Source organism: Paracoccus indicus (genome assembly GCF_003056335.1).
Taxonomy (GTDB): domain Bacteria; phylum Pseudomonadota; class Alphaproteobacteria; order Rhodobacterales; family Rhodobacteraceae; genus Paracoccus; species Paracoccus indicus.
The window spans coordinates 63906-88415 of the sequence record NZ_PYWA01000003.1; the positions used below are offsets into that span (position 1 = coordinate 63906).

17 protein-coding genes and 1 tRNA gene are annotated in these 24510 nt (G+C 63.2%); 8 read left to right on the forward strand and 10 right to left on the reverse strand.

The features are described from left to right. Window positions 1–53: 53 nt before the first annotated feature. The 3 genes from DDE75_RS05665 to DDE75_RS05675 all read right to left on the reverse strand — a co-directional run bounded on the left by DDE75_RS05665 (window position 54) and on the right by DDE75_RS05675 (window position 5398). Window positions 54–260 (reverse strand): hypothetical protein, encoded by a 207-nt coding sequence (locus tag DDE75_RS05665; protein WP_108501421.1) that lies wholly within the window; start codon window positions 258–260, stop codon window positions 54–56. 146 nt (window positions 261–406) lie between these two features. Beyond that, window positions 407–3565, reverse strand: coding sequence for an SdrD B-like domain-containing protein (locus tag DDE75_RS05670; protein WP_162798918.1), 3159 nt, complete (start codon window positions 3563–3565; stop codon window positions 407–409). A gap of 591 nt (window positions 3566–4156) precedes the next feature. Further along, on the reverse strand, window positions 4157–5398 hold the full coding sequence (locus DDE75_RS05675) for a LacI family DNA-binding transcriptional regulator (RefSeq protein WP_108501423.1): 1242 nt from the start codon (window positions 5396–5398) through the stop codon (window positions 4157–4159). 193 nt (window positions 5399–5591) lie between these two features. Between DDE75_RS05675 and DDE75_RS05680 the strand changes: the two genes are divergently transcribed. Genes DDE75_RS05680 through DDE75_RS05690 form a run of 3 tightly spaced genes read left to right on the forward strand, consistent with a single transcriptional unit; the run spans window position 5592 to window position 9420 of the window. Further along, a complete protein-coding gene (locus DDE75_RS05680; RefSeq protein WP_108501424.1) occupies window positions 5592–6323 on the forward strand; it encodes a gluconate 2-dehydrogenase subunit 3 family protein in 732 nt (243 codons plus the stop codon). A 13-nt stretch (window positions 6324–6336) separates the two neighbouring features. Continuing rightward, window positions 6337–8124, forward strand: coding sequence for a GMC family oxidoreductase (locus DDE75_RS05685; RefSeq protein WP_108501425.1), 1788 nt, complete (start codon window positions 6337–6339; stop codon window positions 8122–8124). A 3-nt stretch (window positions 8125–8127) separates the two neighbouring features. Continuing rightward, window positions 8128–9420, forward strand: a complete 1293-nt coding sequence (locus DDE75_RS05690) for a c-type cytochrome (protein WP_108501426.1) — start codon at window positions 8128–8130, stop codon at window positions 9418–9420. Window positions 9421–10083: 663 nt separating this feature from the next. Here the strand turns inward: DDE75_RS05690 and DDE75_RS05700 are convergent. Together DDE75_RS05700 and DDE75_RS05705 are read right to left on the reverse strand one after the other, a co-directional pair. Continuing rightward, window positions 10084–10632 carry a DUF6538 domain-containing protein gene (locus tag DDE75_RS05700; RefSeq protein WP_108501428.1) on the reverse strand — a complete coding sequence of 183 codons (549 nt, stop codon included), beginning with the start codon at window positions 10630–10632 and terminating at the stop codon, window positions 10084–10086. A 116-nt stretch (window positions 10633–10748) separates the two neighbouring features. Then, window positions 10749–10823 (reverse strand) — tRNA-Gln (locus DDE75_RS05705). A gap of 97 nt (window positions 10824–10920) precedes the next feature. On the opposite strand from DDE75_RS05705, the gene DDE75_RS05710 reads away from it, so the two are divergent. Then, on the forward strand, window positions 10921–12096 hold the full coding sequence (locus DDE75_RS05710; RefSeq protein ID WP_108501429.1) for a BaiN/RdsA family NAD(P)/FAD-dependent oxidoreductase: 1176 nt from the start codon (window positions 10921–10923) through the stop codon (window positions 12094–12096). On the opposite strand, the gene DDE75_RS05715 is transcribed toward DDE75_RS05710, so the two are convergent. From DDE75_RS05715 to DDE75_RS05730, 4 genes are read right to left on the reverse strand one after another with little or no spacing between them, the layout of a single operon-like run. Further along, the gene (locus tag DDE75_RS05715) at window positions 12093–13394 is read right to left on the reverse strand and encodes a mechanosensitive ion channel domain-containing protein (protein WP_108501430.1); all 1302 of its coding nucleotides are present in this window, start codon (window positions 13392–13394) and stop codon (window positions 12093–12095) included. The two genes, DDE75_RS05710 and DDE75_RS05715, sit on opposite strands and share 4 nt — an antisense overlap. Next, complete coding sequence (kdsA, locus tag DDE75_RS05720; protein ID WP_108501431.1) at window positions 13391–14233, reverse strand: 3-deoxy-8-phosphooctulonate synthase; 843 nt, start codon at window positions 14231–14233, stop codon at window positions 13391–13393. The genes DDE75_RS05715 and kdsA overlap by 4 nt, the downstream gene beginning before the upstream one ends. After that, entirely contained in the window at window positions 14230–16020 is a 1791-nt protein-coding gene (locus tag DDE75_RS05725; protein WP_108501432.1) for a KpsE/RkpR family capsule polysaccharide export protein, read from the reverse strand. Before DDE75_RS05725 ends, kdsA begins: the two co-directional genes overlap by 4 nt. Then, window positions 16004–16657, reverse strand: coding sequence for an ABC transporter ATP-binding protein (locus DDE75_RS05730; protein ID WP_108501433.1), 654 nt, complete (start codon window positions 16655–16657; stop codon window positions 16004–16006). Before DDE75_RS05730 ends, DDE75_RS05725 begins: the two co-directional genes overlap by 17 nt. Before the next feature lie 352 nt (window positions 16658–17009). On the opposite strand from DDE75_RS05730, the gene DDE75_RS05735 reads away from it, so the two are divergent. The 4 genes from DDE75_RS05735 to DDE75_RS05750 all read left to right on the forward strand — a co-directional run bounded on the left by DDE75_RS05735 (window position 17010) and on the right by DDE75_RS05750 (window position 22978). Next, window positions 17010–17966: a TAXI family TRAP transporter solute-binding subunit gene (locus tag DDE75_RS05735; protein WP_108501434.1), complete on the forward strand. Its 957-nt coding sequence runs from the start codon at window positions 17010–17012 to the stop codon at window positions 17964–17966. Between the two features lie 81 nt (window positions 17967–18047). Continuing rightward, on the forward strand, window positions 18048–20852 hold the full coding sequence (locus DDE75_RS05740; RefSeq protein ID WP_108501435.1) for a TRAP transporter permease: 2805 nt from the start codon (window positions 18048–18050) through the stop codon (window positions 20850–20852). After that, on the forward strand, window positions 20845–21270 hold the full coding sequence (locus DDE75_RS05745; RefSeq protein WP_108501436.1) for a universal stress protein: 426 nt from the start codon (window positions 20845–20847) through the stop codon (window positions 21268–21270). The genes DDE75_RS05740 and DDE75_RS05745 overlap by 8 nt, the downstream gene beginning before the upstream one ends. A gap of 37 nt (window positions 21271–21307) precedes the next feature. Then, the gene (locus tag DDE75_RS05750; RefSeq protein ID WP_108501437.1) at window positions 21308–22978 is read left to right on the forward strand and encodes a formate--tetrahydrofolate ligase; all 1671 of its coding nucleotides are present in this window, start codon (window positions 21308–21310) and stop codon (window positions 22976–22978) included. On the opposite strand, the gene DDE75_RS05755 is transcribed toward DDE75_RS05750, so the two are convergent. Beyond that, window positions 22975–24396, reverse strand: coding sequence for a hypothetical protein (locus DDE75_RS05755; RefSeq protein WP_162798920.1), 1422 nt, complete (start codon window positions 24394–24396; stop codon window positions 22975–22977). The two genes, DDE75_RS05750 and DDE75_RS05755, sit on opposite strands and share 4 nt — an antisense overlap. Between the last annotated feature and the right edge of the window lie 114 nt (window positions 24397–24510).

A 24510-nucleotide genomic window follows, 5' to 3' on the forward strand; every position in this document is an offset into this window, starting at 1 on the left:
ACAGGCCCGCCGGACGGCAGGCCTGTCAAGCTTGATGCCGTGGAAACGCGCGATCAGTGGGCGCGGCGGCGGCGCTCCCAGGTCAGCAGCACGATGGCGGCCAGGGCTGCCAGGGCGGCGGTGCCTTCCAGCGCGCTGATTTCCGGAACCGGGGTGACCGACGGGGGCGGGGGGCCGAAGCCTGCGACGGTTGCATGGGCGACGCCCGTGGCGAAGGCCGAGATGCTGGCGGCGGCAGTGGCAATCGAGAAGATCTTCATAAGGTTCGAACTCCGAAAACAACGGACGGCTGTCCAAGGTGCCGTCCTTTACATGGCGGAATCACGGGCTGCGTGACCCGATTCCGGCCCTTGGACGACCGGAATTGAAAGCGGCGCCCCGACCGGGGGCACCGCTGCGATGGCGATCAGGCGAAGCAGAAGCAGTCCTGTTCCAGCACATCCCATTCGACGCCGACAATCAGCGGTTGCTGGTTGCCCGCGGCCTCTGCCTCGGCGGTCGGATCGAGGATCAGGCCGATGATGTCGCCTTCGCCTGCCTGGAAGCCTTCGCCGTTTGCCAGCGCCAGATCATAGATCTCGCGGGCGTTGGCATCGGTGCCCATGGCGCTGTTCACGAAGACGATGTTGTCGGTCAGGCCCCAGATGGCGCCCTGGATTTCGGCTTGGGTATAGGTCTGACCCGTGCCGTCGCCATTGTCGACATCCTCGAAGCCCTGGTTCAGGATCCAGTTGACGGCGTCCAGGTTCTGCGGTCGTGCGACGACGCCCGAGGGAACCGAGGCTGCATCCGCCAGATAGACGCTGTAGGGGACCGTCACGTCAGGCAGGATCGGTTCATAGGCCGAAACGCAGTATGTGATGTCGAAGAACTTGCCGTCCAGACGGTCGTCGCCCGTGCCCGACAGTGTGACGCCGTAGAAGCCACCGTCAAAGGACGCATCGGCGGTCAGCACCAGATTGCCGCTGGTGGGCAGGCTGTCCTTGATCGTGTCCAGCGTGTTCTTGGCGCCGCAGAAGGTCATGTCGACATTCGCGGTATCGAAGCCGCCATTGCCGTCCGAGACCTCGTAGCTGTAGCTGACGGTCGCCTTCTGGCCCAGGATCAGATCGGCATAGGCGGCCGATCCGTCGAAGACCAGCTTGCCGTCGACCAGCGCGATGGAGACGCCATCCACGTCGACCGATCCGCCCTCGACGATGTCCTGACCTGCAACCTGCGTGATGCTCAGCGCATCGCCGTCCAGATCGCCGTCGTTGGCCAGCACGTCGACCGTCACCGCATCGTCGGCGCAGGTCTTGGCGACATCGTCCATCGCCTCGGGGGCGCGGTTCTCGATCACCAGGCCGGCATCCACGTCCAGGTTGGTCTGGCCGATGCCAAGGGTGATCGGGCCGGTGATGCCGGTCACCGCGTCGGCGTCGCTGTCCAGCGCATCATTGGCGCCGACATTGGCGGCGGTGAAGTCGAAGCCCGCCTTTTCGGTGAAGCCGACGGTATAGGTGCCCGCCTTCAGACCGGTGAACAGATAGTTGCCGTTCGCATCGGTGGTCGTGGTGGCCATCGCCACGCCGCCCAAGAACAGCGTGACCGTCACGCCCTGAACGCCCGCCTCGGAGGCATCCTGCACGCCGTCCTTGTCTGCATCCAGGAAGACGAGGTTGCCGAGGCTTGCAGTCGCCGGATCCTTCAGACCGGCGTCGTTGTCCGAGGAAACCTGACCGATCGATAGGCTGATGGTGCCGGTGCGGCCGGTTGCGGTGTCGGCATCGCTGTCGATGGTGTCATCGGCGCCCACGTTGGCCGCGACCAGCACGCGGCCGTCGACGGTCGTGGGGAACTCGACGACATAATCGCCCGCATCCAGCCCATCGAAGACATAGGAGCCATCGGCTGCGGTCACGGTGGTCGCGACGACGGCACCGGCTGCATTCAGCAGGCGCACGGTCACGCCGACAGCGCCGGCTTCGGCATCGTCCACGGCGTTGTCATCGGCATCGATGAAGATGCGGCCTTCGACGGCTGCGGTGCCGGGATCCTTCAGGCCCGCATCGACGTCCTTGGTGATCTGGCCCTCCAGAACGGTTGCGACATCCGTGATGCCGGTTGCGGTGTCCGCATCGCTGTCGATGCCGTCGTCCGATCCGACGTTCTGATCGGTCAGCACGCGGCCCTCGACCTCGGTCGGGAATGCGACGCGGTATTCACCCGGCTGCAGGCCGTCGAAGCGATAGTCGCCGTCGGCGCCCGTGGTGGTGGTCGCAACCACGTTGCCGGCGCTGTCCAGCAGCTGCACGGTCACACCGGCAACCCCGGCCTCGGCATTGTCCAAACCGTCCTTGTCGGCATCCAGGAACAGGCGCCCTTCCAGCGCGCCCGGCTTGATGGCGGGATCGGCGGGGCACAGCTTGATGTTGTCGATGATCGCGTATTCGCAGCCGACGCCATAGCCTTTCAGCGTGACGACATCGCCCTTGGACAGGTTCAGATCCTCGATCTTGACCTCGGACCATTGGTTGTTTTCGGCGTTCAGGCGGGCGACGCCGACTTCCTGGCCGTTGACCAGGATCTTGACATAGCCGTCACCGCGGGCCGCATCCCAGAAGCGCAGGGTCAGGTCGTAGTCGCCCGAAGCGCCGTCGAAGACCTGCGAGGCGCTGCCGTGATAGCCGGTCAGCGCGATGTATTCCCCGCCCGACGCGCTTGATGCGCATTTCACGGTATAGCAGGACAGCTTCATGTCCTCGGCTTCATAGACGACGCACTTGGGGGTCTCGTCCACATCCTTGACGCAGACCGACAGCTCGGCGTGCTTGACGCCGCCCTTGCCGTCGTCGACCGCGACGATGACCTTGTAGAGGTTGTCGCCATCCTTGGAACCGGGGGCCTCGAAGTCCGGGGCGGCCTTGAAGGTCAGCACGCCGGTCTTGGCGTCGATCTCGAACAGGGCGGCATCCTCGCCACCCACCAGCGAAAAGTTCAGCGCATCGCCATCGGCATCATTGGCGTTCAGGTCGACGACCAGCTTGATGTTCTCATCGACGCAGAAGACGCCGTTCGCGGGGACGTTGGTGAAGGTCGGGGGCGTGTTCGGGGGGGCGGATTTGCCCGCGCCAAGGCAAGAGTAGTCGATCCAGGAACCTGCGACGTTGCAGGTGTTCACGACCGTCAGTTCCACGCCCGCGGCGGGCTGTGCACCATAGTAGGTGAAATAGCCGTTGCCGGCACCGGCTGAATCGTGACCCTCGATCTTGATCTCGATCATGTAGTAGGTCTTGCCGTCCGAACCGTGCAGCACGTGATACTGTTCGGCGAACATCTTGCAGCCGGTGGCCTTGCCGTCGACATAGCCGTCCTGGCCCGAACGATCCTCGGAATAGTCGTACCAGTCGTACCAGCTGTCGCCCGACAGTTTGCTGTCGTTGTCATAGGTCGACATCTTGACGGTGGCGTGGCTCATCACGAACGAGTCGCCCTTGCCGAAATCGCAGCCGTTCTTGCCGCTGGCCAGCAGGTCCGCCTCGGTGAAAGCGGTCCACTCGTACTTCTTGTAATAATATGTCATGATTGTCGTCCCTAAAGCGCCCCGAAGGCAAACCGAAAAACTCATCCGGAGGTCTGGCCAGGGCATCTTGAACCGCCAGTTCCGGGGTCGGTCGTCAGGCCTCAGAAGCCCGTCGACCGACGCTGTCCCGGCTTCAAGGACATACCGTTAATATTTTATATGTCTATGCTTATCTAAGCTGGCCGAAAAATTTAATGCTTCTGTTTCAATGACCTATCTATAAGGGTAGGTCCTGCGGGCATCATTTCAGCTTGGAGGGGCGCAGAATCTGCGCGGCCTCAATCTGTGGTTGTCGACCCGCATCCAAGGTTTGCGCCTCGACCAAAACCTTTTCGAAACAGCATTGGATCGGCAAGGGACAGGGCGATATTCGGAAGGATATGGATTCGATATCACTTCGGATGAGTTCGGGTTTTAGATCGGAAAATTGGCTCGGACGGACGCCAGCATGTGCCATGATTGCAGAGCGTCCGAACCATGCATTGCGGGATTGCGGGACAGAACCGGAAGGAAGCTCGCGCCCGACCGTTCGCTGAAATGATCCAAGTGGCGGGGCCGGGTTTTCAAAGGTGCCCCTGCCTCGTTTCAAGTTCAACAATTCTCGGGAAGCAGTATCTCGAAGGGCAGCTCGCGGAGGATGGGCTTGGGCGGAGAGGTGGGACCGGTCAGGCGAACCATAACATCAAGCGCTTCGTCGATCATCCTGCGGACAGGATGCTTCAGGATCGCATTGACGGTTTCCCGACCAAGGGCGGCGCGCGTCGTCTCGGTCAGCTCGTTCCCGATCAGGATCAGATCGCAGCGCCCTGCATCCTCGAGCGCCTGGACCACCCCTTCAAGCCCGCCTCCGGTCACGAAGACCGCGACCAGCGCCTGGCCATGGGCGTGCAGCAGATCAAGCATGATCGCCCGCGCGTGCGTATCGCATTCATTCGTCTTCATGGTGGGCAACAGCACCAGCCCCGGGCACCGGTCCTGCAGATAGCCCCGAAAGGCTGCATCCTCGGACTGCTGGCACAGATAGCCGAAATCGCCGTTCAGCACCGCCACCTTGCCGCTTCTGGGCGCCATCAGAGACACGAAACGCCCGGCGGTCCGACCTAGCTGCCATTCGTTCGCGACGATCGCACCGCTGCGTTCCGGGCTGGAGAGGTTCGAGATAAAGGCGACGACCGGTGTACCTTGCGCTTCGATCGCGGCGATCTCGGCGGTCACTTCGGGGTGGTCGATGGCCTCGACCGCAATGGTGTCGCAACTTTGTGCAAGGTGGCGCAGCGCGGCGACGGTCTCGGTCGGGTCGGGACGGTCGAGATGCCTGACCACGGTCGCTACCTTCAGTTCGGAAATGGCGCCTGCCTGCATCTCGACATATCGTGCAAGCTCTCGGTAGAGCAGCCTGTCGCGACCGTTCATCAAAAAGCCGAAGCGGCGTTCCGGGGACGCCCGGTGCAGTTGTGGACGGATGACCGTGGTGCCGCGATAGCCGATGCGCTCGGCGGCCGTCAGCACTTGTGCCACAGTGACTTTCTGGACCGCGCCCCGCCCTGCCAGAATGCGGTTCACGGTGCTCTTGCTGACCCCGGCTTCTGCCGCAAGTTCTGAAATGGTCGGTCCTGCCACGCAACTTGCCCGGTTAAGCCCGGCTGTCGCCGGGGCGTCGATCCTCCCACAGGGGCAATTTGACCTTGGGCGCGGGACTGTCAAGGCCGCGGCGACATGGGGCCCGGATGTCAAATTGAAACAGCGGGCATGAGACGTTTCGCTCCGGATGAGACGAACTGCAGCAAACGTCCGCAATTCGCGCCGTGGGCGGAGGCGATGCCTTGTCCGCATCGTGCCGCGGTCCTACGGCCTGGCACATGACATTCGAGGGGAATGCCAGCGTCCTCGGCAGGGGTTTTTACCACGCGGATGTGCTTCGAGGTTGCCGGTAAACTTCACAACTCACAGCAGGCGATCCTGCAGCTGCAAGGGGCCGGGCGTCCGGTCCGGCGGGGATCCCATCATCGAACCGAAAGGATCGTTCATGAACAGACGCGAAGCGCTTTTCTCGATCGGCGCAGCGGCCGCGGGTGCAGGCATTGCAGGGCGTGCCAGTGCCGCCGAACTGCGCGGGGTACCCGCCGCGACCGCCCAGACCGCAGATCACATGCCGGGTCCCATCGTGCGCGGCGGTGATTTCAAGGTGTTCACCGATCAGACCGACCACGCGACGTTGAAGGCCGTCTTCGACCGGCTGATCCCGTCCGACGACCACGGTCCCTCGGCATCCGAGGCGGGGGTTCTTGATTTCCTGGATGCGCAGCTTGCCGGACCTTATGGCGATGGGGCGGCCTACTACCTGGAAGGCCCGCTTCAGCCCGGCCACGAGGAAGAGGTCATGGGGCAAAAGCAGTTCCTGGAAACCCCGCGCCAGCGCTATGCCAAGGGTCTGAAGGCGCTGGAGCAATATGCACAGGACAATGACGGCGCGAGCTTTGCCGCACTGTCGCCCGACCGGATCGACGAGATCCTGACCGGGATGGAGGCGGGACGGATCGACCTGCCGGGCGGGGTCTTTGGCCAGGCATTCTTCGAACTGATGCTGCAGAACGCCCGCGAAGGGTATCTGTCGGACCCGATCTATGGCGGCAACCGCGATTTCGCAGGCTGGACCATGATCGGTTTTCCGGGCGCGCGCTACGACTATCGCGCCTATGTCGACCGCCACAACGAAGACCTTGCGCTGGCTCCGGTCAGCCTGATCCCGTCGAACTGAAGGAGCCGTTCCCATGGCAAATGAAAGACCCAAGGCCGATGTGGTCATCGTGGGGCTGGGCTGGGCGGGTTCCGTCATGGCCGAGGAACTGACGCGCGCGGGGCTGAACGTCGTCGCGATCGAGCGGGGAAAGTGGCGCGACACCTCGACCGATTTTCCGCCCGCCGTCGATCCGGACGAGTTGAAATGGCACACCCGGCGCCAGATGCTGGCCGCCCCCAGCCGCGAGACGTACACCTTCCGAAACCGCTCGTCGCAGACTGCGGCGCCCACACGCGAATGGTCCGCATTCCAGTTCGGCGAGAATGTCGGCGGTGCGGGCACCCATTGGGCGGGCATGTCCTGGCGTTTCTCGCCCTGGGACTTCGAGGTCGCGACCCGCACCGAGGATCGCTACGGCCGCGCAAGACTGGATGCGCTGCGGGCCGAGGGGCTGCTGTTGCAGGATTGGGGCATCACCTATGACGACCTGGCCGAGGATTACGACCGGTTCGAGCGTATCGCCGGAACCTCGGGCATCGCGGGCAACCTGAACGGCGAGATCCGGCCCGGCGGCAATCCCTTCGAGGGGCCGCGCAGCCGGGATTACCCGACGCCGCCGCTGAAGGACAGCTACTGGATGGCGCGCTATCGCGATACGACCACGCGGATGGGCTATCACCCGTTCACCATTCCGGCGGGGAACCTGGGGCAGGCCTATGTGAACCCGCTGGGCGTCAGCATGGGGCCGTGCACCTATTGCGGGTTCTGCGACTTCCACGGCTGCGGCAACTATTCCAAATCCAGCCCGCAGGCCTGCATCCTGCCGGTCCTGATGCGTCGCCCGAATTTCACCGTCCTGACCGAGACCCAGGCCCTGAACGCAGTCAAGTCCGAGGACGGCAAGACAGTGACCGGGGTTCGATATGTCGGCAGCGACGGGCAAGGCGAAGGCTTCCAGCCCGCCGATATCGTCATCTTCACCGCCTATCAGATGGACAATGTCCGGCTGATGCTGTTGTCGCGGATCGGAGAGCAGTACGACCCCTCGACCATGCAGGGCACCATCGGGCGCAACTACAACTATCAGACCTGTTCGTCGGTGACGGGCTATTTCGACGGCGCGAAGATGAACCCGTTCATTTCGGCAGGCGCGATGGCGGTGCAGATCGACGACCTGAACGGCGACAACTTCGATCACGCGGATCTCGACTTCATCGGGGGTGCGGGGATGATGTCGGTGCAGACGCAGGGACGACCCATCGCGCTGGCGAACACGCTGCGCCCGGGGACAAGCCGCTGGGGTTCGGGGTGGAAGGAAGGCTTCTCGAAAAGCTACAACGAGGCGGCCACGCTGTTCAATCAGGGCACCTCGATGTCGACGCGCGATGCCTACCTGTCGCTCGATCCGACGTACGAGGACCGTTTCGGCCAACCCCTGCTGCGCATCACCTTCGACTGGAACCGCAACGACAAGGCAATGATGCGCCATATCACCGACAAGGCGCAAGCCATCATGCAAGAGGCCGGCGCCGACGCGATGACAACCGATCTGCAGACGGAAAACAGCTGGAACCCCTATACCCAGTTGAGCTCGCACACGATCGGCGGGCTGGTGATGGGCGCGGACCCGACCACCTCGGCGCTGAACCCCTATTGCCAAAGCTGGGACTGCCACAACGTCTTTTCGGTCGGGGCGAACTGCTTCCCGAACAACGCGGGATACAATCCGACCGTCACGATCGGCGCGCTGGCGATCCGCGCGGCCAAGGCGATCCATTCGACCTATGTGAACAATCCCGGCCCGCTGGTGGAGGCGTAACTCATGGCAAACTGGAAGAAGATCGGGGCGGGCGCCGGTGCAATCGCGGCAGTCGCGGCGATCGGAGCGGGGACCTGGGCATATGAAACGCTGGAGACGTCACGTTCGGACGTGGCGGATGACAACGTGACCCTGGCCACGTTCGAGGCCAATCCCGAGGCGGCCGAGCGAGGCGAATACGTCATGCGGATGGGCGACTGCGCGGCCTGTCACACGCGCGGGCAGGGCGAGATGGCCGGCGGATACGAGATCGAGACGCCCTTCGGCAAGCTGGTCAGTTCCAACATCACGCCCGATACCGAAACCGGCATCGGCAAAATGACCGAGCGGGATTTCTTCAACGCGCTGCGCCAAGGTATCGGTCAGCATGGTCTGCTCTATCCGGCAATGCCCTACACGGCCTATGCCAAGCTGACAGATGCGGACATGCACGACCTCTGGGCCTACATGTCCACGGTCGAGCCGGTGCAGAACGACATCGACGAGAATGCGGGAATGCCCTTCCCGTTCAACATCCGCCTCGCGATGGCAGGCTGGGACATGCTGTTCTTCAAGAACGAGGGCTTCGACGGCGATCCGGTCGCGGATCGAGGCCGTTATATCGTCGACGGGGCGGGGCATTGCTCTGCCTGCCACAGCCCGCGCAACATCCTGGGTGCCGAGCAGGGCAGCGCCTATCTGCATGGCGCAAATGTCGACGGCTGGCACGCGCCGGACATCACCTCGAACGCCGCCATGGGGGTCGGCGGGACCTCGGCCGAGGATCTGGCGCGATATCTTGGAACGGGCACCGACGGGGTTGCCGTGGCCTCGGGCCCGATGGCCGAAGCCGTCCAGCATTCGCTGCAATACCTGACCGTGGATGACCGGCTGGCGATGGCAAACTATCTGTTGTCGGTCGAGGACAGCGGCGCGGAACGGACCGCCCCCGCAAAGATCGCCGACTCGGCGGAACTGGCCTACGAGGTGAACTGCTCGGCCTGTCACGGGCTGAACGGCGAGGGGATCGTCAATGCGGTCCCGGCGTTCAAGGGCAACAACGCACTGCTTGCCGATCCGTCAAGCCTGATCCACGTCATGCTGAACGGCGCCCGCGCGCCCTATACCGAAGGTGCGAGGACGGCCGCCGGCATGCCCAGCTTCGCCTGGAAGATGGACGACGCGCAGATCGCGTCCGTCCTGGATTATGTCCGCAATTCATGGGGCAACCAGGCCGCGGCCATTGCCCCGGCAAAGGTCGGCCGGATGCGCGAAACACTGGGTGCCTCCCAGCCAATATCGGCGCTGCCTGAATAGTTGCCATCAAGAAAGATTGCCGCGGGGCCTGACAGCATGGCCCTGCGGCTGCACATACATTCAGCTGCCACTTGAACCCGGTTGGGGTTTGGCCGATCGACACAATAAAGGCGGTCGCCCGTGGCACGGAAATTTCGACACGCGCCGCAGGGTGGGCGATTGTCGTGGTCATGAATCACGCTCGGCCATCCACAAGTTCGGCCGACCCGAAATCATGAATACAGATCAGGGATCGCAATTCACGTCCTTTGCCTGGGCAAATCGGCGCCGCTGCTCCAGCGTGCAAATATCCATGTATAGGAAGGGCGTTCGCAAGCCCACCTTCGACCACGTCTCTAATGAGGGGCTGTGGCGCTTCCTGAACCGCAGGACCGCGCAGCGAAATACGAGCGCGTTGACCGGCATGATCAGAAGACAGGATCGGAGATGAAGGCGGCCATCCGGAAATGAACGACCTTCTGCAATCACCAGGCCCTCATTCAGTCCTCGGCGGCAAGCCACCAGTACTGGTGGCTTGGTAGAGAAACGATTTCAACCAACCCGATCAACAGGTGCAACAAATAGCTTACTTTACGTCAAATTCTTTTCAAAGGACGGGTAGTAGTCTAGGGGACTGCGCGTCCTTTCAGATAGATGCGTTTGGCGTCGAATAATTCATGCTCGCTAATGCGCTCTTTGCCTTGCAATCTCGGCGACATGGCGGCTGACCTTGCTCTCCATCGCTTCGGTGGCGGCCGCCCGCCCAAGGTGGTGCTGGTAGTGGTTGATCCAGTCGAGATCGGCGCTGGAATAGCCGCGTGCGGTCAGTTTGCGACACTCGTCCTCATCCAGGTCCACCTCTGCACCCTTGCGCGCCACCAGACGCAGGGCTTCGCCAACCACTCGATCGTGGTGAACGCTTTCCACAGAATTGCCAGTTTTCGGTAGGTGGAAGGCCGCGCGGGTGCGCCGTGCCGTATCTTCCAACTCGTCGCGGATTACCGTCTGAAGCCACTGCCGCGCCACATCGGGCGTCAGACCATCCATTCCCATGCGGTCGAATACCTTCTCACTCTCTGCTGTTACGATGACGGCCAGCCTGCGCGCTGTCCACGGGCAAGCGGTGCGAAGGGACACCTGCAGGTTCGATGCGTCTGAATCGGCACGTCTGGGAATGCGGCGACGCCAAGTGTAGATCGCGCCCCGGCGAAATGTGAAATTGGCGATGCCCATGACGGGTCCCTTTGGCTGGGGACATAAATGCCATGATGGACAGTGATGATGGACAATGGTCCATATCGGCTGTCCGTCTTCGATAAGACTATTTAGTTCAACGACTTAGAAGATATTGGCTGGGGCGGTAGGATTCGAACCTACGGTACACGGTACCAAAAACCGATGCCTTACCACTTGGCCACGCCCCAACTTGTGAGAGGGTGAATAGCCAAGCTGTTCGGGGGGTGCAAGTCGAAATTTGCAGAAATCTTGCCACTTTTTTCATTCGGGTCTATCCGGCAGCCCATGGAACAGTTTGACGTCGTTATTATGGGGGCTGGGGCTGCCGGTCTCTTTTGCGCGGGCTCGGCCTTGGGGCAGGGCAGGCGCGTTCTGGTGCTGGATCACGCCGCGACCCCGGCCGAAAAAATCCGCATCTCGGGGGGCGGCCGGTGCAATTTCACGAATATGGCGACGACGCCGGATCGGTTCCTGTCCGGGAATCGCCGCTTTGCCGCTAGCGCCTTGGCGCGCTATTCGCCCGCTGATTTTGTCAGGCTTGTCGATAGGGCCGGTATTTCTTGGCATGAAAAGACCTTGGGGCAGCTGTTTTGCGACGGAAAGGCGACGCAGATCACCGATATGTTGCTGAAGCGCATGACCGGCGCCGAACTGAGGCTGGGCACGAACGTCGAATCGGTAGCCCGCGATTCGGATGATTTCGTCATCCGCACATCGACCGGCGCGATTCGCGCGAATCGCCTGATCGTGGCGACGGGGGGAAAATCGATCCCCAAGATCGGGGCGACGGGTTTCGCCTATGATCTTGCACGACAGTTCGATTTGCGGGTGACGGATACGCGCCCCGCACTGGTGCCGCTGACCTTTGCCGAACAGGATCTGGCGCTGTGCAAACCCTTGGCCGGCGTCTCGCTGGAGGTGCGGATCGATCACAAGGGCGGATCGTTCCGGGATGCCCTGCTGTTCACCCATCGTGGCCTGAGCGGACCTGCGATCCTGCAGATCTCGAGCTTCTGGCAAAGCGGCGAACCCTTGGAAATCGATCTTTGCCCGCAGGCTGATGTTGCGGCGGCGTTGAAGCAGCGCAAGCAGGAAAGCGGCAAGATCGCCGTTTCTACTGCCCTGACCCATCTGCTGCCGGAACGCCTGGCGCAGGCTGTGGCGGCCGAGATGGGATTGGCAAAGGCGCGTCTGGCCGATCAGCCAAACAAGGTGTTGGATGCTTTGGGCAAGCGGATCAACCGCTGGACGCTGCGACCCGTTGGAACCGAGGGGTATCGCACCGCCGAGGTCACGCTTGGCGGGATCGACACCCGCGATCTGGATGCCAAGACCATGCAGGCGCGGCAGGTGCCGGGGCTCTATTTCATCGGCGAATGCGTGGACGTCACCGGCTGGTTGGGCGGATACAACTTCCAATGGGCTTGGGCATCGGCGGATGCGGCGGGGCGGGCGCCCTAGCGCGTCCCCGGCGACAGAAGATCGCGTCCGTCATCAACGCGCCCGCGTTCGACCATTTCCTCGAAAGCCTCATCCGGGCTGGAATCGGCCAGACGTCGGTCTGCCGGACGCACCGGACGGACCCGTGAAGGCGCCTCTTCCTCGGGCTGCTCCAGCCTGATGCGATGGACGGGTTCGGGCAGCAGATAGCCCTTGGCGTCCAATTCATGACGCAGAAGGCGGAAGGCTTCGCCCCGCGCCAGGTCGAAATCGGTCCCGTCCTGCGAGACCCAGCCACCGGCGCGGATGACCACATGCTCGGGGCCCTCGGCGTCCAGCCAGGCCACGGGTTCGGGGCGCTTCAGCACGAAATCCATGTTGTTCAAGGCACGCACGACCAGATCGCGGGCGCGACCCAGATCGGCAGCAGGGTCGATGGTCAGATCCACCATGAAGCGGCGTTCCGGGTTCAGCGTATAGTTGACCAGGACCGCCTTGTAGATGATCTGGTTCGGGATCCGGATATGGTCGCCGTCCAGCGTCAAAAGCGTCGTGCCGCGGCTGGTCAAACGGATCACACGACCGCGCAGGCCGTTCACCTCGATCAGGTCGTTCGGGTTGAATGGCTGGCGCAGCGACAGAAGCATGGTCGCGACGAAGCCTTCGATCGTGTCGCGGGCGGCAAAGCTGAGCGAGAGGCCGAAGATACCTGCCGCACCCAGCAGCGTCCCCAGCAATGCCCGGGCGCCCATCAGGTCCAATGCGACGACCAATGCCACGATCCAGGTGCAAAGCCGGATGGCCTGCGCAAGGAAACCGGCAATGAAAGGGTTCGGCGCGATGCTGGCCAAGGTCCGTTCGCGCCGCGACAGCCAGCCACCGGCCAGCACGATAACCGCGCCGACGGCCAGGCCAAGCCCCATGAAGGGCAAGCCCGCGACCACTTGCGTCAGTCGCGACTGAAACCTTTCGCGCACCGATTCCAGTCGCGTCGTCAGGTCTGTGGAGAGTTGGACGCTGTCCTCGATGGCGACGACGCCCTCGACACGGGCAATCAGTGTCTTGAGGCGCTCGACGGTGGGCTGCTCGGTCACCTCGCCACTGAGGGTGACGATACCCGCATCGACCTGCGCATTTATTTGATCGAAATCAGGTAACTGCGCCAGAATGCTGGAAATCCGGTTCAGAATCGCCAGATCGGTGTTGACGTTGTCGTGGGTGGCGATGGCGCCGCTTGGCGCGGATTGCGCCGGTGGCCCCTGCGCGATGGCAGGGGCGGCAATCAGCCCGATCAGGATGAACAGCAGAACGCGGATCATGCGGACAGCGGATCGGCCTTTGCCAGCTTGTCGAACTCCATCAGCGAAGCGACCAGCGTCGGCATGCGGTCCAGATGGATCATGTTCGGGCCGTCCGAGGGCGCGTTGTCCGGGTCCTCATGCGTCTCGATGAAGACGCCGGCCACGCCAAGCGCGACTGCCGCGCGCGCCATGACCGGTGCGAATTCGCGCTGACCGCCCGACGACCCGCCTTGTCCGCCGGGCTGCTGCACCGAATGGGTCGCATCCATGATCACCGGATAGCCGGTGCGCGCCATGATCGGCAGCGACCGCATATCGGCGACCAGCGTATTGTAGCCAAAGCTTGCCCCGCGTTCCGTCAGCAGGATGTTTTCATTGCCGGTCGAGGCGACCTTGGCTGCCACATTGGGCATGTCCCAAGGGGCCAGGAACTGACCTTTCTTGATGTTGATGACTGCACCGGTCTGTCCCGCCGTCAGCAGAAGGTCGGTCTGGCGGCACAGGAACGCCGGGATCTGGATGATATCGGCCGTCTTTGCGGCGCGGATGGCCTGTTCTGCGTCATGAATGTCCGTCAAGATCGGACAGCCGAGGCGTTCGCGGACGGTGGCAAGAATGTCCAGCCCTTCCTCGATCCCAAGCCCGCGGCGTCCCGACAGCGAGGTGCGGTTGGCCTTGTCGTAGGATGCCTTGAAGACGAAACCGGCGCCGGCCTTGGCACAGGCTTCGGCCATCCGCTCGGCGATCATCATGGCGTGGTCCAGCGATTCAAGCTGGCACGGACCGGCGATGACGGTCAGCGGAAGGTCGTTTCCGCAGGTCAGATGACCGATGCGGACGTGTTTGTGTTGTGTCATGTGGATACCTGTTCGCGAAGAATCGAGGCCGTTAGGGACATCATCAGGTAAATACCCGAAAAGATCAGGAAGGCCACGATCGTGTTCTGGAATGCCTTGGGATAGGTCGCCTCGTCGGGCGCGATGGGGGATACAGACAGCGACAGATAGCGGACCTGCTTGTTCGCCTCGATGCGCGCAGCCTCCATCTGGGCGGCCGATGCCGCCAGCATTTCCTGCCGGGTGGCCATCTCGGCCTCCGCGACGCGCAGTTGCCCGCCGATGGCGGCCAGAGAGTTGCGCGTGTCGTTTCCTTCGGTCAGTTGCAGACGGGTTTCGGCGACAAGGCTGCGCAGACGTTCGATATCGCCACGCACGGCATCGACGCGGCTCTGGACGGGGCGGGGGTTGGCCAACAGTTGCCCCAGTTCCAGCTGCTTGGCGGTCAGTTGGCTTTCCAGCTCGCTGACCTTGCCCATGACGACGCTGCTTTCGGCCACGGGGTCCAGAACGCCGAGGGTCTGCTGCAATTCCTGCACGCGCTGCTGTGCGGCCAGCATCTTGGCCTCGGCATCCTCGTAGGTCTGGATCGCGCCGTCCATCTGATCGGCGCGCATGCGCGCGGTCATCGCATCGACCTGCTGTTCGGCATAGGAAATCAGCGCGCGAGAGAATTCGACGCTCAGCTGCGGGTCGGGGGCGATGACCTCCATGTTCAGGACGCCTTCGGTCGGATCATAGCCGATCTTGACCGAATCCTGATAGACGTCGAAGGCCGCCTCATTCGTCGCGTCGTCGTCCAGGCGCTTGATCGGGTCGATGCTGGGGTCCTGATAGGCCCGCTTGAAGCCCTTGTCGGCATCAAGCCGCAGCATCGCATCGCGCGAGGTCAGATAGCTTTGCACCGCGACGGAATCCGTGTTGGTTCCCATGCCCGATCCGCCCAGAAGGCTGCTCACGCCACCGCCACCGCCGCCGTCGGCGGTCTGGATCTGGAACTGCGTGAAGGTCGCATAGAGAGGCGATGCGACCTTGCCGTAATACCAACCCACGGCAAAGGTCGGAATGAAGACGAAGAACAGCAGGCGGAAGGCCAGCATCATCATCCGCTTGCGGCGACGGCGGGCCAGGTCCTTCTGGATGCGATAGATTTCGGCGGCGCGCCTATCCTCGGTCAGATCCTCGCGCGAGGGCAGGGCGGGCGTCTTGCCGCGATTGTCGCCGGGGGTCAGCGCAGGCAGGCTGTTGGGCCCCGGATTTGCAGGACCCGCGGCACGCAGGGCCGGCATGCCCGATTTCGGATCGCGGGGTGCCTCGCTGCCCTTGGCGCGGCTGCCTTCGGACGACAGGATGCGCCCGACGGCGCTGCGTTGCGACGGATCGATCCCGCGTTCGCGCAGGCGCAGGATCGCCTCCTCGTTCGACGAAAACGCGATCTGGTGCAGGTTTGCGATCCGTCCGGCAATGCGGAGCTGGCGTTCGGTCAGCTTTTCGGCACGCACGGCTGCCAGCTGTTCCTCGGTGATCTCGGATTGATCGGCCGCGGTGGCGGTGGGTTTGTCCTGCGGCTGCGTCATGCGCAGATCACCGAAGCCGTCCTCGACCGGCTCGGTGGTCATGAACTTCTTCAGGCGTTCGTCCTCGTCCTGCGGGGGTGTCTTGCGGCTGACCTCCAGGTGGACCTTGGGCGCGGGCGCGGCATTCGGCGTGGCCGCCGGTTCGGGATCATGGGTCTGCGGTGCCGATCCGGGCGTGACCGATTCCGAAATCGAAGCGTGATAGCGGCGCGCTTTAGGAGGTGTAGTCATAGTATTGCTTCGCCTCGTCCAAGGTCTCGAACATGTACAATTTGCCGTCGCGCAGGATGGCGGCCCGGTTGCAGAACTTTTCAATCGTCGTCGGCTGATGCGACACGACGATGGTCGTCGCGGTCTTGAGCCGGTCGAACAGCACGCGGCCCGCCTTGCGGTTGAATTCCGCATCGGTCGTCTGGGGCATGCCCTCGTCGATCAGGTAGATGTCGAAGTCCAGCGCCAGCAGCAGTGCGAAGGTGAAACGCTGCCTCATCCCGCTGGAATAGGTGCCGACGGGCATGTCGAAATATTCTTCGATATCGGTCAACCAGCGCGTGAAGGCCGACACGTAATCCGGGTCCAGACCATAGATCCGCGCGATATAGCGGGCGTTTTCGTTCCCCGTGTGCCGGGTGATCAGCCCGCCCATGAACCCAAGGGGGAAGGACACCCGGCAATTGCGCCTGATACGGCCTTCGTCCGGCTGCTCCAACCCGCACATCATGTTGATCAGCGTCGTCTTTCCCGTGCCGTTCGGGGCCAGGATGCCAAGCGAATTGCCCAGTTCGACCTGAAACGAGGCCCGATCAAGGATGATCTTGTGCTGTTTCCCCGTCCAGAACGACTTGGAGACGCTGTCAAACTCTAGCATGGCTTTGTAATACCGAAATAAACTGGGCGCGAGGCATGCCATGCAGCAGTCGGTCGCTGCACGGGGCGACATTAGGGTGACGGGCGGATGCTGTCCACCCTTGCCACGATGGCCCGCACCGTGCCCCGATAGCCAGCGTTCATTGTCGCCAATTTGACACGAAATGACCCTTAAACCCTGCACATGACAGGAAAAACCGGATGTCCCCCATAGGGCGGGAACCGGGCGACATGCCGCGCGGTTGCCCTTGGGGATTGTCAAAGCCGCCCGGTGCTTTAACCTTGGCGGCAGGCATGAGGGCAGCCGGAAGGCAGCCCCGTCATAAAACCAAGGGAGAAACCGCATGAGCAAAATGAAACCGATCCTGATGGGGGCCGCATTCGCGTTGTCCGCATCGCCGGTGCTTGCCCAGCAGGAACAGTTCATCACCATCGGCACCGGCGGCCAGACCGGCGTCTATTACGTCGTCGGCCAGTCGATCTGCCGCCTGGTCAACCGCCAGACCGCCGAAACCGGCCTGCGCTGCACCGCGCCCGCCACCGGCGGCTCGATCGCCAACATCAACGCCATCAAGGCGGGCGACATGACGATGGGCGTGGCCCAGTCCGACTGGCAGTATCACGCCTATAACGGCAGCTCGGATTACGAAGGCGATGCCTTCGACAAGCTGCGCGCCGTCTTTGCCGTCCACCCCGAGCCCTTCACCGTCGTGGCCCGTGCCGACAGCGAAATCGAGACCTTCGAGGACCTGAAAGGCAAGCGCGTCAACGTCGGCAACCCGGGTTCCGGCTCGCGCGGCACGATGGAGATCGTTCTGGACGCAATGGGCATGTCGATGGACGACTTCTCGCTGTCCTCGGAACTGCGTCCGGCTGAACAGTCGGCGGCACTGGGCGACAACCAGGTCGATGCGATCACCTATACCGTCGGCCATCCCAACGGCTCGATCCAGGAAGCCACCTCGACGGTCGAATCCAAGCTGGTCACCGTCGCGGGCCCGGCCATCGACAAGCTGGTCGAGGACAACCCCTATTATGCCAAGGCCACCATTCCCGGCGGCATGTATGCGGGCAACGACGAGGACACCGAGACCTTCGGCGTGAAGGCGACCTTCGTGACCTCGGCCGACATCCCCGAGGAGACCGTCTATCAGGTCGTCAAGGCCGTCTTCGACAACTTCGACCGCTTTAAGGGCCTGCACCCGGCCTTCGCCAACCTCGAACCGGAAGAAATGATTGCCGATGGCAACAGCGCCCCCTTGCATCCGGGCGCCGAGCGGTATTACCGCGAACAGGGCTGGGTCGAGTGATCCTGGTCTGAACGGGGCGGTCCTTCGGGGCCGCCCTTTCAATAAGAAGCCATTGAAACAACGAATTGACGAGGGGGCAGGATGGACGAAGACGAAACCAAGAAGCGCCAGCAGCAGGCCAGCGCGGTCGAGATGCAGGCAGCGGGCCGCGGAGAGCTGTCGCAGGCCGAATTGGACGAACTGGTCGCCTCCTCGGACACGGGCGCGCGGACGCCCCCCGGTTTCGTCGGCAAGTTCATTCTGGTCGTGGCCTTCTGCTGGTCGCTGTTCCAGCTGTGGATCGCCTCGCCTCTGCCGTTCATGCTGAACTTCGGGATCATCAGCGCGACCGACGCGCGGGCCGTCCATCTGGCCTTCGCGATGTTTCTGGGTTTCATGGCCTATCCCGCTGAAAAGTCGCCATTCCAGATCGGTCTGGGTGTCGCCGTTCCCGTGCTGCTGGCTGGCCTGTTCATCTATGGCGCACCCTCCAGCATGCCGGTCTGGTTCATCGGCATGGCGGCGGCGGGCGTCGTCGCGGCCGTCCTGATGGGCAGCCCCAAGATCCGCATCCCGTGGTGGGAATGGGCGCTGGCGATCCTGTCGGTTGTCGCCACCATGTATGTCTTCGTCTACAGCGACGAATTGGGCCGCCGGGTCGGTGCGCCGATCACGCCGGACCTGATGGTGGCTGTCGTCGGCATCCTGCTGCTGCTGGAGGCGACGCGCCGCAGCCTTGGGCCGGCGCTGATGATCGTGGCGACGGTCTTCCTGGTCTATACCTTCCTCGGCCCCTACATGCCCTCGATCATCGCGCATCGCGGCAATTCGCTGACCGAGGTCGCCAACCACCAGTGGATCACCACCGAAGGCGTCTTCGGCATCGCACTTGGCGTCTCGACTAGCTTCGTCTTCCTTTTCGTGCTGTTCGGCGCGCTGTTGGACAAGGCAGGGGCGGGCAACTACTTCATCCAGGTGGCGTTTTCGCTGATGGGTCACATGCGGGGCGGTCCCGCCAAGGCGGCCGTGGTCAGCAGCGCGATGACCGGCCTGATCTCGGGCTCCTCCATCGCCAACGTCGTCACCACCGGCACCTTCACCATCCCGCTGATGAAGAAAGTCGGCTTCAGTTCCGAAAAGGCCGGTGCCGTCGAGGTCGCATCATCCGTCAACGGCCAGATCATGCCGCCGGTCATGGGGGCCGCGGCCTTCCTGATGGTCGAATATGTCGGCATCCCCTATTTCGACGTCGTCCGCCACGCCTTCCTGCCCGCCACGATCAGCTATATCGCGCTGGTCTATATCGTCCACCTTGAGGCCATGAAGGCCGGGATGGAGGGGTTGGCACGCTCCTATACCCCGCCGCCGATCCTGCGCCGTCTGCTGACTGCCGCCTTCATCATCGCGGGCATCTGCGCGCTGTCGATCGCGGTCTATTATGGTATGGGCTGGATCCGTCCCGCCTTTGGCGAGGCGTCGCCCTATATCGTCTTCGCGCTGCTGACCGCCGCCTATGTCGGCCTGCTGTGGGTCGCGTCGCGCGAGGAACCGCTGGAGATCGATGATCCCAACGCGCCGGTGACCGAACTGCCCCTGCCGGGACCGACGGTGCGGTCTGGCCTGCACTTCATCCTGCCGGTCGTGGTGCTGGTTTGGGCGCTGATGGTGGACCGCCTGTCGCCCGGCCTTTCCGCCTTCTGGGCGACGGCCTACATGATCTTCATCCTGGTCACGCAGCGCCCGCTGATGGTGCTGCTGCGCGGCAGCGACCGCACCGGAAACAGCACGACCGGCCATGCCATCCGTGCCGGGGTCAACGACCTGGTCGACGGCATGATTTCAGGCGCGCGAAACATGATCGGCATCGGCATCGCCACGGCGACCGCCGGCATCATCGTGGGCGCGGTCAGCCAGACCGGCGTCGGATCGGCCCTGGCCGATGTGGTCGAGGTCCTGTCGGGCGGCAATCTGCTGGCCATCCTTGGGCTGACGGCGGTGCTGTCGCTGATCCTGGGGATGGGGCTGCCGACGACCGCGAACTATATCGTCGTCTCGGCGCTGCTGGCGCCGGTCATCGTGACCCTTGGCCAGCAAAACGGGCTGATCGTGCCGCTGATCGCGGTGCACCTGTTCGTCTTCTACTTCGGCATCATGGCCGACGTGACGCCGCCCGTCGGCTTGGCGTCCTTCGCCGCTGCCGCCGTGTCGGGGGGCGATCCCATCCGCACCGGCGTCGTGGCCTTCTTCTACAGCCTGCGCACGGCGGCCCTGCCGTTCCTGTTCATCTTCAACACCGACCTGCTGCTGATCAACGTGGACTTCCTGCACGGGATCTTCGTCTTCGTGACGGCGACCATTGCCATGCTGCTGTTCGCGGCGGCGACCCAAGGCTGGTTCTTGGCCCGCAACCGCATCTGGGAAACCGTGCTGCTGCTGGTCATCGCCTTCAGCATCTTCCGTCCCGGCTTCTTCTGGGAATACGCCTTCCCCTCCTATCAGGAACGCCCCGCGACGGAATTCGTGCAAGCGCTGGAGGACAGCGAGGTCGGCGACGGCCTGCGGCTGCGCATCTCGGGTCTGGACGAAATCGGCAGCCCCGTCGAATTCGTGGCCCTGCTGGAGGTCCCCGAGGGCGACACGGGCGAGGATCGCCTGGCCGCGGCAGGGATCGATCTGATCACCGACGGGGACAGCGTGATCATCGACAACGTCGCCTTCGACAGCCCTGCGCAAGAGGCAGGTCTTGATTGGGATCAGACCATCATGTCGGTCAACGCCCCGGTTCAGGCGCCGTCGAAGTACTGGATCTATATCCCCTCCTTCCTGCTGCTGATGCTGGTGGTCTGGGCGCAACGGCGGCGTCTGCCGTCGGACCCGGCCCCGCGAAAGGATCACGCCCATGCATGACAACATTCTGCTGCCCATCGATCTTCAGCACCCTGAAAGCTGGGAAAAAGCCCTGCCGGTCGCCAAGCGGCTGGCAGGGGACAGCGGCACCATCCACCTTCTGGGCGTCGTCCACGACTTCGGCAGCTCGATGGTGGCGACCTTCCTGCCCAAGGGATACGAGACCGGCGTCCTGCAGGCCATGAAAGAGGCGTTGGACGCCTTCGCTGACGCCCACTTCGACGATCCCTCGCGCATCCGCACCCATGTCGGGCATGGCAACGTGGCCGAGACGATCCTGAAGTCCGCGCGCAAGTATCAGGCCGATCTGATCGTCATGGCCAGCCATCAGCCCGACGAGTTGCGCAGCATCCTTGTCAGCCGCGACGCCAATGCCGTGGTCCGGCATTCGCCCGTCTCGGTCATGGTGGTCCGCTGAGGGCTACCGTCAGGAAAAGAACGGGAATATCAGACAGATGACGACCGATCTTCACATCGCCCGCGCCGCGGTCAAGCGCCCGATCGCGCAGATCGCAGCCAAGCTGGGACTGAGCGAACAGCAGATCCTGCCCTATGGCCATGACAAGGCCAAGATAACCCATGATGCCATCAAAGGGCTTGAAGGACGTAAGCAGGGCAAGCTGATCCTTGTGACCGCCATCAACCCGACACCCGCGGGCGAGGGCAAGACCACCACCACCGTGGGCCTGGGCGATGCGCTGAACCGCATCGGCAAGCGTGCCATCATCTGCATCCGCGAGGCCAGCCTTGGCCCGAACTTCGGCATGAAGGGCGGGGCTGCGGGCGGCGGCTATGCCCAGATCGTCCCGATGGAGGATATGAACCTTCATTTCACCGGCGATTTCCATGCGATCACCTCGGCCCACAACCTGCTGGCGGCGATGATCGACAACCACGTCTATTGGGGGAACGCGCTGCGGATCGACACGCGCCGCATCACCTGGCGGCGCGTGGTGGACATGAACGACCGGGCGTTGCGCGATACGGTCGTGGGTCTGGGCGGCCCGATGAACGGCTATTCCCGTCAGACCGGTTTCGACATCACCGTGGCCTCGGAGGTGATGGCGATCCTGTGCCTAGCCCGCGATCTGGAAGATCTGCAGGACCGTCTGGGGCGGATCGTCGTGGCCTATGACGACGACCGCAATCCCGTGACGGCGGGTGATCTGAAGGCGGACGGTGCCATGACGGTGCTGTTGAAGGACGCGCTGCAGCCGAACCTCGTCCAGACCTTGGAAAACAACCCGGCGCTGGTGCACGGCGGCCCCTTTGCCAATATCGCCCATGGCTGCAACAGCGTCATCGCCACCAAGGCCGCGCTGCGGATGTCGGATTACGTCGTGACCGAGGCTGGCTTCGGCGCCGATCTGGGCGCCGAGAAGTTCATGAACATCAAGTGCCGTCTGGCAGGGCTGGCACCCTCGGCGGTGGTGCTGGTGGCGACGGTGCGGGCGCTGAAGATGAACGGCGGCGTGGCAAAAGCGGACCTGGGTGCCGAAGACGTGGGCGCCGTGACCCGTGGCTGCGCCAACTTAGGCCGTCACATCGACAATCTGCGCAGCTTCGGCGTGCCGGTGGTCGTAGCGCTGAACCACTTCGCCGGTGACAGTCAGGCCGAGATTGCGGCCATGCAGGACTACTGCGCAGCGCGCGGCGTGCAGGCCATCGTGGCGCGCCACTGGGCCGAAGGCGGCGCCGGGGCCGAGGATCTGGCCAATGCCGTGGTCGCGATCGTCGATCAGGCCGAGGGTGGTTTCACGCCGCTTTATCCCGACGATATGCCGCTGTGGGACAAGGTGCAGACCATTTGCACCCAGATCCATCATGCAGATCACGCCGAAGCGGCCCCCGGTGTCCGTGAACAACTGCAGGCGTGGCAAGACGCGGGTCATGGGCATATGCCGATCTGCATCGCCAAGACCCAATACAGTTTCTCGACCGATCCGGAACTGCGCGGTGCGCCGGAAGGCCACGTCATTCCGGTGCGCGAGGTGCGGCTGAATGCGGGCGCAGGCTTCATCGTCGCGATCTGCGGGCAGGTGATGACCATGCCCGGCCTGCCGCGAAACCCCGCAGCCGAGGTGATCGGCCTGGACCCCGAAGGACAGGTCGAGGGGTTGTTCTAGGCGGCTGCCGCCAGTTCTTCGGCAGGCTCGAAGATCTGGGCCATCATGTTCAGCCGCTGGATCTGGTGCAGCCTGTCGTCCAGCGTCGCATCGACGTCAAGATCGATCGTGGCAGCCGCAAGCCGGTTGGCCATTCTGACGATCGCCGAGGGCAGGGGGCACAGATGGAAATGTGCCGCCAGTCGGGTGCAATGCATGAAGGCATCGGCGTCATCGGCGTCTGCCGCCCGCATCCACAGCGCCAGCAGCGCCTCGGGCAGCGTGTCAGTGATGACGACGGGCCTGCCTTGCAGCCAGTTGACCTCGGCCTGACCGATATCATTCAGCCCCGGCATCTCGCGCAGGCTGATGCGATTGCGCACGTGTCGCGCGGATATCGGATCGCGGAAGCACAGCGTGGCGATGTGAATAGAGCGCTTTGGCGACAGGGTCCGGAACGGTACGCCGATACGGGCGATCCAGTCGCGGCCCGTTGCGCGGGAAAGAATGACGGCTTGCTCCAGCGTTGGGCGAGCCTCACCCAGTTGCACGATGGCGGCGTCAGCCGCTTGTCTGATCGCGGCGTGCAGGGGCCTGCTCTGGGTCGGCACCGGCAGCGGCCCCCGCCAGCGGCGATAAAGCGCGCTGTGCAGCGCCAAGACGGCCAGCAGGGTCGGATAGGCGCCATCGGAGAATTCCTGACGCTCATCACCTTCGACCAGGCGGGCGGGAAAAGATCCGTCGCTGCGTTGGAACTGCATCAACTCGGCCATGGCCTCGGTGATGTCGTGATCGGAATCGATCAGGCGCAGGCAGAAGGCCGTCCAGGCAACCGAAGAGGTACAGCGTTCCTGCAAGGCCCAATCGGCCATCTGGCACAGGTTGTCATAGATCCTGGTGACGGATCGCTTGTCCGAAACCCGAATGCGACCCGTTCTGAAGTCATAGCTCAGCAGGACGATATGGGCATAGGCCGTTACCTGATCGGTGGTCATGTCCCTGAAGGGCCGGGTCAGCGCCACCTCGGCCACGCATTCCAACGTGTCATTGCGACAGGCGCACAGTCGGCGGGCCAAGGGCGTTTCGCCATCCTCGGCCAAGGTGCGGCAGGCAAGCTGCCACAGGGGATCTTCGGGTGTCAGGAAATTTCCGGCCTGGAACAGTTGCAGTGTCGGAAAATCGCGTGCACCATTCAGACATCGTTGCGCGGCCTGCCGGATCATGTCGCCGGACACACGCCGCTTGACGACGATTTCCAAGGGCGAGATGCGCCCGCGGAAACCTGACAGAATGGGCGCGATGCGGGCGGCCGTGGCCAGGCCCGACATGTCGGGATGGTCGGGGGCGCATGCTTCGGGCAGGGCAAGGATCTTGCGTTGCAGCCAGTCCATGCCGCGCGCGGACACCATATGTGCCAATTGTTGGACTGACTGATGCATCACATGCTCCCTCGTTAACGACACGAATGAACATGTTATTCTCACAAACGTTCAAGTTTTGGATGCGGAAAATTCAAATCTTGTCTTAAAGGTCAAGTATTACGGCGATTGCCA

Excerpts from the sequence above, each read along its gene's own strand:
- DDE75_RS05665 (WP_108501421.1), bottom strand. The coding sequence starts at position 260 with ATGAAGATCTTCTCGATTGCCACTGCCGCCGCCAGCATCTCGGCCTTC.
- DDE75_RS05670 (WP_162798918.1), bottom strand. The coding sequence starts at position 3,565 with ATGACATATTATTACAAGAAGTACGAGTGGACCGCTTTCACCGAGGCG.
- DDE75_RS05675 (WP_108501423.1), bottom strand. The coding sequence starts at position 5,398 with ATGCGGACAAGGCATCGCCTCCGCCCACGGCGCGAATTGCGGACGTTT.
- DDE75_RS05680 (WP_108501424.1), top strand. The coding sequence starts at position 5,592 with ATGAACAGACGCGAAGCGCTTTTCTCGATCGGCGCAGCGGCCGCGGGT.
- DDE75_RS05685 (WP_108501425.1), top strand. The coding sequence starts at position 6,337 with ATGGCAAATGAAAGACCCAAGGCCGATGTGGTCATCGTGGGGCTGGGC.
- DDE75_RS05690 (WP_108501426.1), top strand. The coding sequence starts at position 8,128 with ATGGCAAACTGGAAGAAGATCGGGGCGGGCGCCGGTGCAATCGCGGCA.
- DDE75_RS05700 (WP_108501428.1), bottom strand. The coding sequence starts at position 10,632 with ATGGGCATCGCCAATTTCACATTTCGCCGGGGCGCGATCTACACTTGG.
- DDE75_RS05710 (WP_108501429.1), top strand. The coding sequence starts at position 10,921 with ATGGAACAGTTTGACGTCGTTATTATGGGGGCTGGGGCTGCCGGTCTC.
- DDE75_RS05715 (WP_108501430.1), bottom strand. The coding sequence starts at position 13,394 with ATGATCCGCGTTCTGCTGTTCATCCTGATCGGGCTGATTGCCGCCCCT.
- kdsA (WP_108501431.1), bottom strand. The coding sequence starts at position 14,233 with ATGACACAACACAAACACGTCCGCATCGGTCATCTGACCTGCGGAAAC.
- DDE75_RS05725 (WP_108501432.1), bottom strand. The coding sequence starts at position 16,020 with ATGACTACACCTCCTAAAGCGCGCCGCTATCACGCTTCGATTTCGGAA.
- DDE75_RS05730 (WP_108501433.1), bottom strand. The coding sequence starts at position 16,657 with ATGCTAGAGTTTGACAGCGTCTCCAAGTCGTTCTGGACGGGGAAACAG.
- DDE75_RS05735 (WP_108501434.1), top strand. The coding sequence starts at position 17,010 with ATGAAACCGATCCTGATGGGGGCCGCATTCGCGTTGTCCGCATCGCCG.
- DDE75_RS05740 (WP_108501435.1), top strand. The coding sequence starts at position 18,048 with ATGGACGAAGACGAAACCAAGAAGCGCCAGCAGCAGGCCAGCGCGGTC.
- DDE75_RS05745 (WP_108501436.1), top strand. The coding sequence starts at position 20,845 with ATGCATGACAACATTCTGCTGCCCATCGATCTTCAGCACCCTGAAAGC.
- DDE75_RS05750 (WP_108501437.1), top strand. The coding sequence starts at position 21,308 with ATGACGACCGATCTTCACATCGCCCGCGCCGCGGTCAAGCGCCCGATC.
- DDE75_RS05755 (WP_162798920.1), bottom strand. The coding sequence starts at position 24,396 with ATGCATCAGTCAGTCCAACAATTGGCACATATGGTGTCCGCGCGCGGC.